The sequence below is a fragment of the Desulfacinum infernum DSM 9756 genome, from assembly GCF_900129305.1.
GTDB lineage: Bacteria > Desulfobacterota > Syntrophobacteria > Syntrophobacterales > DSM-9756 > Desulfacinum > Desulfacinum infernum.
The window spans coordinates 1-12,867 of record NZ_FQVB01000043.1 but is presented as its reverse complement, the minus strand read 5'-3'; the positions used below and the strand labels follow the sequence as shown (position 1 = coordinate 12,867).

Below are 12,867 nucleotides of genomic sequence, written 5' to 3'. Positions count from 1 at the left end.
GGAGCCCATGCGTTCCCACATTCGCATTCGAGGACGGTTCTTTTCATTTCGATCCCTTTACGAGGTGATGGCCAAGGCCAATGAGGAGAAGTCGGGGGATCGACTGGCCGGGATCGGGGCCGAATCCGAACTGGAGAGAGTGGCTGCCAAGGCCCTGCTGGCGGAGATGGAACTGCGCACTTTTCGTGAGTATCCTGCGGTTCCCTATGAATCCGATGAGGTCACCCGGCTGATTCAGGACGCGCTGGATGAAGATGTCTACCGGGAGATCCGAGGGTGGTCCCTGGCGCAGCTGCGCGAGTATGTCCTGTCACACACCACGGGCCCCGAGGACCTGCGCAGACTCAGCCGCGGGCTGACCAGCGAGATGATTGCGGGGCTCGCCAAGATCATGTCCAACATGGACTTGATGGTAGCCGCCTCCAAGATCCACAACCACGCTCGTTGCCGAACGACCATCGGGATCCTGGGAACCCTGGCTTCCCGGCTCCAGCCCAATCACCCCACCGACGATCCCGACGGCATCACGGCATCCATCAAGGACGGCCTGGCCTACGGCGTGGGAGACGCTCTGATCGGGATCAATCCGGTGGAGGACACGCCGAACAACATCCGGCGTCTGATGGAGCACGTCTTCCGGGTAACCCACGAAGAACTGGAAGTTCCCACCCAGATAAGCATCCTGGCCCACATCTCGACTCAGATGGAAGCCCTCCGGGCCGGGGGGACGACGGATCTTCTTTTTCAAAGCATTGCAGGGACGGAAAAGGCCAATCGCTCCTTCGGAGTCACATCGGTTCTGCTGGAGGAAGCGCGGTTGCAACTGCGTCACAGGAATCCACGGCTCGGCCCCAATGTCTTCTACTTCGAAACCGGACAGGGTTCCGAACTGTCATCCTGCGCCCACGAGGGGGTGGATCAGGTGACTCTGGAGGCCCGTTGCTACGGCTTTGCCAGAATCTTTCGCCCCTTCCTGGTCAACACGGTGGTGGGCTTCATCGGCCCCGAATATCTCTACGATGCCAAACAGGTCCTTCGCGCGGGCCTGGAGGATGTGTTCATGGGCAAACTCCACGGGCTGCCCATGGGCATCGACGTCTGCTACACCAACCACATGAAGATGGACCAAAACGACCTGGAGAACCTGGCGGTTCTGGTCACCGCCGCTCGGGCTTGCTATTTGATGGGGGTTCCCATGGGAGATGACGTAATGCTCAATTACCAGACCACCAGTTATCACGATGTGGCGTCCCTCCGCCAACTGTTCGGTTTGAGGCCATTGCCGGAGTTCGAACGGTGGCTCGCTTCCATGGGGATCATGCACAACGGCGCCCTGACCCAGTCGGCGGCCGACCCGTCCTGCTTTTCCGAATGGTGTGGAGAGGAGGAGTGCCGTGCTCACGGATCACAGCATTGTCATGCATGATTTCGATTTCGTTCTCGAACAGATGAGTCCAAACAGACCCTTTTTCCGCAACCCGCCGGCCATCGGGGCACTGAAGTCCTTCACCCCCGCCCGAATCGCCCTGGGAGGGTGCGGATGCCGCCCCTTCACAAGAGATGTGCTCCGTTTTCGGGCGGACCATGCAGCGGCTCGGGACAGCGTGATGGAAGCCGTGCGCGAAGATTTCCTCGGTCGCCATGGCCTCGTGAAAGTCTGCACCCAGGCGGCCGATAAGGAGGAATACCTGATGCGCCCGGACAAGGGACGGCGCCTGGCCGAGGCCGCCGTGGAACGGCTTCGGGCCCTTTACGGTCGCAACGAACCCATGCTTGTTCTTGTGGGGGACGGTCTGAGCGCCGCCGCCGTGGAGGCGAATCTGGACGCACTGCTCCCCAGCCTGAGGCTCAGCCTGGATCAGTTGGGACACCACGTGCCGCCACCGGTCTTCGTGCAATTCGCCCGTGTGGGGGCGATGGACCATGTGGGCGACATCCTGGAGCCGGAGGTTGTGATTTTCCTGATCGGCGAACGCCCTGGGCTCCAAACTGCCGAGAGTTTGAGCGCCTATATCTGTTTCAGACCACGTACCGGCACGCTGGACGCCGACCGCACGGTCGTGTCCAACATTCATCGGCGGGGGCTTCCGCCGCTGGAAGCCGGGGCGGTCGTTGCCGAGACCGCCGATCGGATACTGCGGCTTCAAGCCAGCGGAGTTCGTCTTGGGATGATCTGCGGTCAGTAAGCCGGCACGCGCAGGTAGCGGTCGTCGGTGAGCTGGCGATCCCGCCAGGTGCGGGTGCGCACCGTGGCGTATCCGCCGTCGTAGGCCACGGGGTCCGCCTGCACCCATTCATTGGTGTTGGGATTGTGGTAGGTGACCGTCTGCCGGCGGCTGGCGGCTTCTTCCGCGGCCCTTTGGGTGATTTCCGCCAGGCCGTATCCCGCCACCGAACCGATGGCGGCCCCGATGACGGCCCCGCGCCACGGGTTGTCCTTGTCGATCAGGGCGCCCACGCCCGCTCCCACCACGCCCAGCCAGGTGGCCGATTCCAGGTGCTGCTGGGTGGTGGGGCCCGGCACGCAGGCTCCCAGGCCCGTGACCATCAAGGCAAAAACCAGCAGGACGCTCAGACTCTTCATGTCTTTTCCTCCCCGTTCAGGCGCTCACTTCTTTGGCCGGGCAAGCCGCCTCGCCGAAGACCTCCCGGCGCAGGCGCTCCATTTCCTCCCGGAACCGGCTTTCCACCTCCTCCAGTTCCAGGGCGGTGTCTTCCCACGCCTGTGTTAACCGCTCAATCTCGCTCCGGCAATGCCCATAGGCCCTCTGCAACTCCGCCACGTCCGCGGACTCCCGGTAGGTGGCCGGATCCGCCAGCTGCCGACTCAGTCTGTCCAGTTCCCGGTGGGCCCGGTCCAGGGCCTCCTCCAGTTGCTCCAGTTTGTCCTTGAGCGGCTTGGTGCGTTGGTAGAGTTCGTTTCTCCACCGGGCTTCCAGGCGCTTTCTTTCCTTGGCGTCCACCCTGGCACCTGTTTCGGGCTCAGAAGCCGCTTCCTTTTCCTGCAAGGCTTCATGGGATGCCCCCGTGAGGGCCTCTTTCCAGAAACGCTCGTAGTCGTCGGCGTTTCCCGGCAGCAGTTCGAGTTTTTTCGGGCCCACCACCAGGATCTTGGACGCCACGGCGTTGATGAACCGCCGGTCGTGGCTGATGAGGCAGAGCGTGCCGGGATATTCGTCCAGGGCCTCCTCCAGGATCTCCCGGCTGGGAATGTCCAGGTGGTTGGTGGGCTCATCGAGCAAAAGAACGTTGGGGGCCTGGATGAGGAGCTTGCAGAGGGTGAGACGGGCCTTTTCTCCGCCGCTCAAGACGCGCACCTTCTTTTCCACGTCGTCTCCGCGGAAGAGGAAGGAGCCCAAAAGGGCCCGCACCCGGGTCTGGGGCGTGGGGCCGGCAATGGAAACCACTTCCTGGAGCACCGTGTTGTCGGGGTTCAGATGCTCCCACACGTGTTGCGCGTAGTAACCGATCCGAACCCCGTGCCCCACCACCCGGCGGCCTCGGGTCGGGGGCTCTTCCCCCGCCAGAATCTTGAGCAGGGTGCTCTTGCCCGTCCCGTTGGGGCCCATGACGGCGATGCGGTCCCCGCGTTCCACCACCAGGTCCACGCCCTCGTAGACCGTCCGGTCTCCATAGGCCTTATGGATCCCTTGGAGTTCGAAGACCCGCTTGCCGCACCGATCCGGCTCGGGAAAATGAAAGCGGATGGTGGCCTCCTGGTCGGGGATCTCGATCCGCTCCATTTTTTCCAGCATCTTCAGGCGGCTCTGTACCTGACGGGCCCGGTCCTTGCGCACCCGGTTGCGGGCGATGAACCGTTCGATCTGCCGGACGCGCTCCTGCTGATTCCGATGGGCCGCCAGGAGGATCTCCCTTCGCCGGGCCTTTTCCTCTACGTAGGCGTCGTAGTTGCCGGGGTAATGTTCCACCCGGCCGTTTTCCACCTCCAGGATTCTGCGAACCACGGCGTTGAGGAACGCCCGGTCGTGGGAGATGAGCAGGACCGCCGACCGGGTGGATTGCAGAAAATTCTCGAGCCAGAGAATGGATTCCAGGTCCAGGTGGTTGGTGGGCTCGTCCAGCAGCAAGATGTCGGGTTCGGCGAGCAGCAGCCGGGCCAATTCCACCCGCATGACCCAGCCGCCGCTCAGGGTGGCCACCGGGCGGCCCAGGTCGTCCTGGGAAAAGCCCAGCCCCGAAAGGATCTTCTGGGCACGAGCCTCCAGATCGTATCCGCCCAGATGCTCCAGGCGTTCCAGCAGGTGGGCGTGGCGCCCGGCTATCTCTTCCATCTGCTGCGGATCGCCGCCGCGGCGCAGGGCGGCCTCCAGACGCTCCACCTCGGCTCGAAGGGCATGGATTTCGGCGTGAACTTCCTGGGTGTGCTGAAGGACGGTCTTTTCAGCAGGGGGTACCCACTGCTGGGGCAGGTAGCCGACGGAGGTGTTCCTGGCCCGGGTGACGGACCCCGTATCGGGTTCCACTTCTCCCATCAGGACGTGGAAAAGGGTGGTCTTCCCTGCACCGTTGGGCCCCACGACCCCGATGCGGTCTTCCGGATGGATGTGGAAGGAAACGTCCCGAAAAAGCTCCCGGTTGCCCAGGAATTTGCTGATGTTCTGTACGGTGATCACCGTTCGCCGCGCTCCGTCGCCAAGAATGGGTTCGGCGCAAGTATGGCCGTTCCCGCAGCTCAGCGCAAGGGATCAATAGACCCACTTGCCGTCGGCGAACCGAAAGATTTCCGTGATGGTGATCCTCTTGGCGTTCCTGAAGGGCCCCTTGCGGGCGGCCTTCTCATCGGGGCCCCGGCTTTCGAAGACGATTTCCTCGTAGTGGAGCACCCCCACGAAAGGACAGGCCGTGGAGTCCGTTTTCTTCACCCGGCTTCCCGTGACGGCCCCCAGCTCCTTGTAGCTGGCTACAACCGATCCGTCCTCGTTTTTCCGGACCTTCACATGCTTCGGTCCATAGATGCCGTGGAGGGCGAGCTTGTGCATCCATTCCTTCTGGAAGGCGGAAAAGGCCTTGGCCGCTTCCTGCTCATTCAAGGCCCAGGCGTTCGCTTGCCAAACCATCAGGAAGGTCAGAACGGCGGGCAGAAGACAGATCTTTCTCATGGACGTTCCTGACACATCAAAAAAGGCCGGGGGCGGATGCCTCCCGGCCTGTGAGTGGTTGACTCGGAGTTATTCGACGACCTTGATTTCCACGCGACGGTTGATGGCCCGGCCTTCGGCCGTGGCGTTGTCCGCCTTGGGCTGAAGTTCGCCGTAGCCCACCGTCTTCATCCGATCACCTTCCACGCCCTTGGCCTCAAAGTAGTCATAGACCGCCTTGGCCCGGCGTTCGGACAGCTTCTGGTTGTAGGCTTCCGTGCCGATGGAATCGGTATGGCCCTCGATAATGATCCGGATCTGAGGATGATTCTTGAGGATGTCGGCGCCTTCATCCAGCACCGGCTGCCATTCCGGCTTGATGTCGTACTTGTCGAAATCGAAGTGGACGCCTCGAAGGACGATCACCTCGGGCTGCGGCTCCCCTTCCTCGGCATAGAAAACGTCCTTGACGAACTGGTTCAGGGCCTGCTCGTCGGCCAGAAGATCCGTGGCTTCCGCGTAAACGCCGCAGCCGCCGATTTCACTGATCTTCTTCAGGATGGACTGAGCCTTGGCCTCTTCGGCGAAGCTGATCACGTGAAAGCAAACGTCCGGGTACTTGCTGTGGATGGCCTGCGCCGCCGCCACCGGGTCCGGACCCTTGTTGGCACCGCCATCGGAGACGACGATCACCGCCGTCTTGCCACGCAGTCCGCTCAGGACCGAATCCAGGGAGCTGACGCCCGGCCCCATGGGGGTGAGGCGGTTGAAGATGCCCTGATCGGAGGGAATCTTTTCCAGAGCTTGCCCGAAGGCGGCCCGGTCATAGACCGACGGTTCGGCCACCACCTGCCAGGGTGCAAAAAGATCGAGCGCTCCCTGGTAGCCCAGCTCCGGGATCCGCTCGTTCATCTTCATCAGGAGATCCTTGGCGGCCACCATCTTCACCACGCCCAACTTACCGTGGGTCATGTACATGGAACCCGACTGATCAGGGAAAAGAATGAAATTGTCCACTTTGGGGACCATCTTGGCCTGGGCGCTTGCACTAAAGGCCAAAAGAAAACCGGCGGTGACCATCACCGCTGCCACTGCCTGGAAGAACTTCGCCTTTCTCATCGTCAGCCTCCTCTAATGGGTCCTCATTTCCCTTGCCTGTTGCCAATTGAACAAAGAACTGCACCGCCAACCCTGCGCGGCCTATCCCTTTCTTTTCCCTCCCTTTTTGTGAGAACTATGGAATTGTGAAAAAAATCTTTCTAGATAGAGAGTCTTCCTAATGGTAAACAGTGCCAGGCCCGGAGTCAATGGACGCAGGTTCGGGTCCGTCTTTCGAAGGATCATGGCGGGCCCGCCCCCTCGCATGGATGAAAGAGATCTGCATGCGGAAGGCTTTTCTGCAGGAGCCGGCTTGCCGGCGATCCGAACTGCGGCGAAAGCCTTTCCCACAAGGGACCGAAAGCAGTGATCTTTCACGTTGAGAGGTTGATCGAGCGTTTATCAGAGATTCACCGCCGCACGTGCACAGGTCTTCAATCGGCTGGGAACCTTGGATCCCGACTCCCCGTTGGAGCCGGGATCCAGATTCGAGAGGATGAGGGATGTTGCAATAGGTCAGAAAAGTCGCTTCACCCAGATCAGACTCAGCTCCGAATCCACGTCGTACTTGCAGAATCTTTCCATGCCGTAAGGATCCACCGCCTGCCTCAGGTCCAGGAGGCGGTCGAAATCCTTTTCCACCACCACGTTGCAAAAATCGATGGGCACAGACCGGATAAAATCCAGTTCGTCTTCGCCCCACAACTCCTCGGCAATGTCGCTGACCCCGTTTTCCAACGCCTCGTTCCCGCACACCTTGTAGCAGGCGCCGCACTGGCATCGGTGAATGGCATCAAAGTCGAGCGGAATCGGCTGGCCGCTTTCACAAAAGGGGCATACAATAATGTGCCTGTGCACAGGTCGCGTGGGATACGCCGCGCTCATCGCTAGATCGGTCTCCACCATCCTTGCTGTCTTTCCTATTCTTCCTCGTCCAGAATCATATCCGCCTCGTTGCCGCACTGGGTGCAGGTGCGGGTCTCCTTCTTCTTTTTCTTCACCACGCCCGGCTCTTCTTCCACCTCGACCCAGGTGCACGTGACGATCATATCCGCTTCGTTGCCGCAGTTTTCGCAGTGGCAGATCTGACGCATGGCCGTCATGGAGCACTCCTTTCATCATCCAAGGGGAACATCCAACGCGTTGATGAAGGCTATTATAAGGACTCCGCGCCTTGAAATCCAACAGGAACTTTGGCATACAGTCACGATTTCAAGGATACGGGCACGGGGGAGTGCCCTTTCCGCACCCGTCTCCGAAAGGATTATCGCCGTGGATCTTCGAGAAAAAGCCGAAGTCGTTCGCCGCCTTCTGGACGCCGCCTATCCGGACGCGCAATGCACGCTGGCACACAACAGCCCGTTCCAACTCATGATCGCCACCATCCTTTCGGCCCAGTGCACCGACGAGCGGGTCAACGCCATCACACCGGACCTTTTCCGGCGGTTTCCCGATCCGGAAAGCTTCGCCCGGGCGGAAATCCATGAGATCGAAGACGCCATCCGGTCGGCGGGGCTCTACCGGAGCAAGGCGAAGAACATTCAGTGGGCGTGCCGCCTGCTCGTGGAGCGGCATGGCGGGCAAGTGCCTCGAACCCTGGAGGAACTGGTCCGCCTGCCGGGGATCGGCCGCAAGACGGCCAACGTGATCTTGGGAAACGCCTTCGGGGTGCCGGGACTGGCGGTGGACACCCACGTGGCCCGCGTTTCCAGGCGCCTGGGCCTGACGTCGCACCAGGACCCGGTGAGCATCGAGCGGGACCTCACGGCGCTCTTCCCTCCGGAATCCTGGGTGCGCCTCTCCCATCAGCTCATCCGCCACGGGCGGGTTCTGTGTCATGCGCGCCGGCCCCAATGCGCCCCGTGTCCCCAGAAAGATCTTTGCGACCACTACCGCACGCGTACCCGATCCGGCGGCAGGAAGGCTTCGCCTAGATAAGGTAGTGGGCGAAGCTTTCCCGGCCCGCATTGACTACCGTAAGCCTCGCCTCCTGGCCTCCCCAGCGCCACAGGACGTCCACCTTTTCGCCGTCGCCCACGTCGCTGTAGGCCGTGACGATACGGGCGGCCATCTGTAAATCCCTCTGGACTCCCTCGCCCCCGAAGAGGATCCCCACGGGGCCGGGGTGGGAAGGTACCTTGAGGACCGCATCCTGGTCGGAAGACAGGCGAAGCAGGCGGTCGTTGTCCCCTTTGGATCGGCCCAGGCTCAGGATGGATCCGCCCGGCAGGCGGAAGTGCCGGCCGCACTTGAGAAGCTCCACTTCCCGCACCCCGGCTTCCGGCAGGGTGGTGAACAGTTCCCGTAGCTTTCGGCTGAACCCTTCCTTGGTCAACATGCAGCCTCCGCCCGGCTGGGGATAATCCTTGATGCCGTACCGGGCGGCCAGCTCCATCTGCCGCTTTCTCCCCCGGCCGTGGATGTCCAGGAGCTTTTCCCGGTCCACCAGCCCTTCCCGCTCCACCAGGGTGGGCTCCAGCAGCTTGGCGCTCAAGGGCCGGAGGATACGCCCGGAAAGGCCCGAAAGCTTCTCCACGGAATTCAGCGCGTCCCGTCTCTGGCTCATGGGCCGCTGGCCCAGCACCTCTCCGGTAAAGAGAAAGTCCGCTTTCTCCTCTTCCAGAATTCGGGCCGCCTCCCGCAACATGAGGCCGTGGCAGTCGATGCACGGGTTCATGTTGGACCCGTAGCCGTAGCGAGGGTTCTTGAGCATCTCCAGGTGCACCGCTCCGATGTCCACGGCCCGGACGGGAATGCCCGCGAGGCGGCCCGCCTTGAGACCCGGTTCGGGCCCGAAAAACGGGGTGACGAATGTCACGCCCAGAAGCTCCAGGTCCTGTTCCTGGAGAACCTTGACGGCCAGGATGCTGTCCAGGCCTCCCGAAAGAAGGCCGATGCCTTTGGCTTTTCCTTGTTTCATCTTTTTCCGTCCGAGACAGTAGGATGCTTCTTCGGTGATCGTCAGGGAGTTCCATAGGGGACCGGATCGACGGACACGCCCGAGAAGCCCAGCCGGGTGAATTCTTCCAGTATCCGGGCCTTCACTCCCGGCTCGGCCAGCAGCAAGAGGTCCTGAGGCGCGGCCTGGATGCGGGCGGTCCCTTTGTCCCACCGCACGCGTATCTGCCTGCATCCCAAGTTCCAAAGCGTTTCTTCGGCCCTTTCGATCCTCGCCAGGATACCGGGATCCAGGGGCGTTCCATGGGGGACCCGGGTGGCCAGGCAGGACTGGGACGGCTTGTCCCAGTTGGGAAGCCCCAACTTGCGGGCTGTTTCGCGGATGCGCGCCTTGGTCCAACCGGCCTGGGCAAAGGGGCTGATCACCCCCAGTTCCTCCAGGGCTTTTCGGCCCGCCCGTTCCTCCTTGAGATCCCCGGCGTGGGATCCGTCCAGGAAGGCGTCCACGGGCCCCGACGCGCTCCGAAGGCTCCCCAGGATTGCCTTCTTGCAATGGTAGCATCGGTCCCGGGGGTTGGCCTTGACGGCGGGCAGGGCCCAGAGGTCCACGTCCACCAGGGTCAAATCAAACCCCAAGCGTTGGGCCAGGGCGCGGGCGTCCTTCTCTTCCCGGGCGTGCAAGAAAGGGGTGCGGGCCAGGCAGGCCCGAACCCGGACGCCCAGGACGCGCTGGAGCAGGTGGACCAACAAGGTGCTGTCCACGCCGCCCGAATAGGCCACGGCCACTGAATGGAAAGGGGCCATGACGGCCCCCAGTTCCTTCATCTCAGGGTTGTTCTTCATCCGATCCATAGGGTCCGCTGCGCCGCTCCCTACGGCCGGGTCGGCGAAGGCAGCAGCTTTTGGGGAACTCCCAATTCAAAGCGTCCTTCTTCGATCCACGTTTTCAGAATCCCGGCGATCTCCCGGGCCCTCACCACGCTGGAAAGGGGCACGGTGGGCACGTCCTTGCCCGCCACCCGGATGGTTCCCGAGCGCAGCTCCTCGTAGTTGACCTCCGCCAGCGGCTCGGACTGGGTGAAGCTGTAGTCTTTGACCTGGGTGACGATCTCCGCATCGGAAACGCCCGTGAAGGCGGCCATCTCCTCGTCCAGAATGGGGATGGGAACCCCGATGCCCACGGCCAGCGAGCAGCCGTATCCCTGGATGCTTACTCCCAGGAGCCACCGCGGATCCATCTCCTTGAGATCCCCCAGCACCATGAGGGTACCGGCGGGCATGCGCGGCACGCCGTTGGGAAGACGCGGCGCGTTGGGGTTGTGCTGACTGCCGTGCCAAACCACGTACCCCTGAGCTCCGCCGAGAAAAATGCGCGTTCCCAGCCCCAGCGTCCGGTAGTAGGGATCGTTCAGCAGAGGGCTCAGCTCCCCGGACGTGGAATAGTTGGCGTTGCCCAGGCTGGGTTTCAGGGTGCCCATGTAGGTGTAGATGGTCTTTTTGGAGAGATTTACCGCACAATTGTAGTTCTGGTAGGCGTTTCGCGGGTTGCACAACACCGCGTAAGGCAGATCGTCCAAAGTGACCGTCATCTCCACCCGCTTGTTGGGATAGCAGTCCGTCCCGTAGGCTTCCGCCCGCAGGCGAATGGGCTTTCCCGCCACCAGGTCGTGGATCACGTGCCCGCCGCCGTATTCAAAGGTGCCCGGATGCACCTTGTTGAGCGGATCGTCGAAGGTGGGCTCGGTGGCGCCCAGATAGACGTCCACGGCCGCCAGGCCCGCATAAGCGGGAACGTCGTTCAGCCATACCCTCGACGCCTTGATGGGGGGGCGGGTGTGACCGAAATTGATGAACACTCCCGACGAACACATGGGTGCGAACGTTCCCGTGGTGACCACGTCCACTTCCTTGGCCGCCTTACGGGGGCCCATCTTCTTCACAATCCGGGTCATCTCCTCGGCCGTCACCACCACGGCCTGGCCCTTGCGGATCCGCTCGTTGATCTCCTCGTAGGTTTTTTTCACTTCGGCCATGGTCCTTCCCGTCCCGCGTGCTGGAGAATCTGCTATTTCCCACCAAAACACTAGGCTTCATAACTTCCGGCTGTTCACCTGTCAACGGCCTCGGACGCCAGGTAGGGTTCCAGCCCGTTTCGAAGCTCCTCGGGAAGTTGGCAGGAACGCCAGGTTCTGTCAATAGCCGTCATGGATGCCTGGCCCCGGCCCACGCATTCGGGGCTTCCTTGGAGATAGAAATGAAACCCGAAAGTGACGGATCGGGCGCCCAGCCGCAGCACGGAGACGAAAAGGTTGAGCTCGTCGCCGTAGCGGACCGGTCTCAGAAAGTCGCAGGAAGCTCCCACGATGGGCAGTCCGAATCCCCTATCCGCGTTGCGGAAGTATTCATGGGGAGGGCAGCCCACGTGGCGCAGCAGTTCCTCGATCCCGTGGTGGCAGTAACGGAAATAGGAAGCGAAATAGACGACGCCGTAGGGATCGGTATCGCCGAAACGGACGGGAATGGCGACCTTCAGACTCTTTTCGGGGGCATGGGCGGGTGGCTTCACCATGGCACATCCTTTCCGTTTGGGGTTGGCGATGCGTTCCTAATACCATATTCGGTCGCCTGCTGTGACCCCCTATCGCCACGGTGTAACGTAAGGGCTGTAGTTGGTTTCCGAGGAACTCCATGGCTCGGCAAGGGCCTGGGTAGTGCGCCCCCATTTCAGGTCTTCTCAAAGCCCGACACTAGCCCTGGGAATCGAGAGTGGAGGCGGTTTCTAGGGGCTGCGCTTGCGGCAGCCCGCCTTTTCCACGAAGGCGGCCAGCCGTTCGTAGGGGTGGGCTCCCACCAGCCGGTGCGTTCCCATCCGGTAGGTGGGGGCGGCCACGATGCCGCACCGGGCGCTGTAGTCCCAGTCCTGGACCACGGCGTCCCGAAAGGTTCCCTTTTTCAGGACCTCTGCGGCTTCTTCGGGGTCCAGGCCCGCCGCACCGGCGATCTCCCGCAGCACCACTTCCAGGGCGATATTCTTCTGCTCCACGAAAAAGGCGCGGAACACCGCCGCATCAAAGGCGTCCCGCTTTCCCTTGAGTTCCGCCCACTTTCCCAGTTCGTTGGCCCGTCGGCTGTTGTAGGTGTGGGTGCGTTTCCCGAAGGGAACCCCGCAGGAGGCAGCCGCACGCTCCAGATTGGCCTGGACCACGGCCGGGTCCAGGCCTCTTTCTTCCAGGATCGCGGCCATGGGGGTGCCTTCTTCCGGCGTGTCCGGCCTTAGAGGGAAAGCGATCCACCGGATTCGCAATGGGTATTGGCGGCGCAGTCTCTCAATGCTCCCGGCACTGAAGTAGCACCAGGGTCACACGTAATCGGTAAAGATTTCCAATACGGGCTCTTGGATCATGGTTCTCCTTGATTCCCACCTGTGTGGAGCGATCTTTCCCTTGGCCTAAACGGAGCGATTTTTTCTTCGAGTGTCTCTTGCACCGCGGGATTAGCGGGCGGGGATAAACCCCGCCCCTACCCAAGGGGTCCGTGTCTTTGTGTAAGGGCGGGCCGGAGCAAGGGCATTTGTCGGAACGCCGCGATATGCCATTCTCTATGAGTCGCTGCGCGCCCTTGCATTGCCGGGCACCCTCATTGCAGCCTTCGCAGTTTCTACAACTAAGAAGATTTGCGTCTATTCGCGTTCATTCGCGGTTCTATTTCATATTAACGGTCATGGTCTCCCTTGCGCCACCCCGCACAGATGAAAGATGTCGTCAAGGGAGAG

At 61.8% G+C, this 12,867-nt stretch carries 13 protein-coding genes and 1 pseudogene; 3 read left to right on the top strand and 11 right to left on the bottom strand.

Going from position 1 to position 12,867, the window contains the following annotated elements:
• The first annotated feature begins 7 nt into the window (after positions 1 to 7).
• Positions 8 to 1,426 carry an ethanolamine ammonia-lyase subunit EutB gene (locus BUB04_RS16320; protein ID WP_073041460.1) on the top strand — a complete coding sequence of 473 codons (1,419 nt, stop codon included), beginning with the start codon at positions 8 to 10 and terminating at the stop codon, positions 1,424 to 1,426.
• Positions 1,395 to 2,186, top strand: coding sequence for an ethanolamine ammonia-lyase subunit EutC (gene eutC, locus BUB04_RS16315; protein WP_143156529.1), 792 nt, complete (start codon positions 1,395 to 1,397; stop codon positions 2,184 to 2,186). Before BUB04_RS16320 ends, eutC begins: the two co-directional genes overlap by 32 nt.
• Here the strand turns inward: eutC and BUB04_RS16310 are convergent.
• From BUB04_RS16310 to BUB04_RS16285, 6 genes are all read right to left on the bottom strand, one after another.
• Positions 2,180 to 2,584 carry a YMGG-like glycine zipper-containing protein gene (locus tag BUB04_RS16310; protein WP_073041456.1) on the bottom strand — a complete coding sequence of 135 codons (405 nt, stop codon included), beginning with the start codon at positions 2,582 to 2,584 and terminating at the stop codon, positions 2,180 to 2,182. The two genes, eutC and BUB04_RS16310, sit on opposite strands and share 7 nt — an antisense overlap.
• A 16-nt stretch (positions 2,585 to 2,600) precedes the next feature.
• Complete coding sequence (locus BUB04_RS16305) at positions 2,601 to 4,634, bottom strand: ABC-F family ATP-binding cassette domain-containing protein (protein ID WP_073041455.1); 2,034 nt, start codon at positions 4,632 to 4,634, stop codon at positions 2,601 to 2,603.
• A gap of 72 nt (positions 4,635 to 4,706) precedes the next feature.
• Complete coding sequence (locus BUB04_RS16300; RefSeq protein WP_073041453.1) at positions 4,707 to 5,120, bottom strand: hypothetical protein; 414 nt, start codon at positions 5,118 to 5,120, stop codon at positions 4,707 to 4,709.
• 69 nt (positions 5,121 to 5,189) lie between these two features.
• Positions 5,190 to 6,218, bottom strand: a complete 1,029-nt coding sequence (locus tag BUB04_RS16295) for an OmpA family protein (protein WP_073041451.1) — start codon at positions 6,216 to 6,218, stop codon at positions 5,190 to 5,192.
• A gap of 495 nt (positions 6,219 to 6,713) precedes the next feature.
• Positions 6,714 to 7,103 (bottom strand): RlpA-like double-psi beta-barrel domain-containing protein, encoded by a 390-nt coding sequence (locus tag BUB04_RS16290; protein ID WP_143156528.1) that lies wholly within the window; start codon positions 7,101 to 7,103, stop codon positions 6,714 to 6,716.
• Positions 7,104 to 7,117: 14 nt separating this feature from the next.
• On the bottom strand, positions 7,118 to 7,300 hold the full coding sequence (locus BUB04_RS16285) for a hypothetical protein (protein WP_073041447.1): 183 nt from the start codon (positions 7,298 to 7,300) through the stop codon (positions 7,118 to 7,120).
• A 169-nt stretch (positions 7,301 to 7,469) separates the two neighbouring features.
• Between BUB04_RS16285 and nth the strand changes: the two genes are divergently transcribed.
• Positions 7,470 to 8,135, top strand: a complete 666-nt coding sequence (gene nth, locus BUB04_RS16280) for an endonuclease III (protein ID WP_218588492.1) — start codon at positions 7,470 to 7,472, stop codon at positions 8,133 to 8,135.
• On the opposite strand, the gene BUB04_RS16275 is transcribed toward nth, so the two are convergent.
• From BUB04_RS16275 to BUB04_RS16255, 5 genes and pseudogenes are all read right to left on the bottom strand, one after another.
• On the bottom strand, positions 8,128 to 9,117 hold the full coding sequence (locus tag BUB04_RS16275) for a DUF814 domain-containing protein (protein WP_073041445.1): 990 nt from the start codon (positions 9,115 to 9,117) through the stop codon (positions 8,128 to 8,130). The two genes, nth and BUB04_RS16275, sit on opposite strands and share 8 nt — an antisense overlap.
• A 41-nt stretch (positions 9,118 to 9,158) precedes the next feature.
• On the bottom strand, positions 9,159 to 9,938 hold the full coding sequence (gene larE / locus BUB04_RS16270) for an ATP-dependent sacrificial sulfur transferase LarE (RefSeq protein WP_073041492.1): 780 nt from the start codon (positions 9,936 to 9,938) through the stop codon (positions 9,159 to 9,161).
• Between the two features lie 29 nt (positions 9,939 to 9,967).
• Entirely contained in the window at positions 9,968 to 11,128 is a 1,161-nt protein-coding gene (locus BUB04_RS16265; RefSeq protein ID WP_073041443.1) for a homocysteine biosynthesis protein, read from the bottom strand.
• 74 nt (positions 11,129 to 11,202) lie between these two features.
• A complete protein-coding gene (locus tag BUB04_RS16260; protein WP_073041441.1) occupies positions 11,203 to 11,664 on the bottom strand; it encodes an acyl-CoA thioesterase in 462 nt (153 codons plus the stop codon).
• Positions 11,665 to 11,874: 210 nt separating this feature from the next.
• Positions 11,875 to 12,441: pseudogene (locus tag BUB04_RS16255) on the bottom strand (DsbA family oxidoreductase); the annotation flags it as partial.
• Positions 12,442 to 12,867 lie beyond the last annotated feature (426 nt).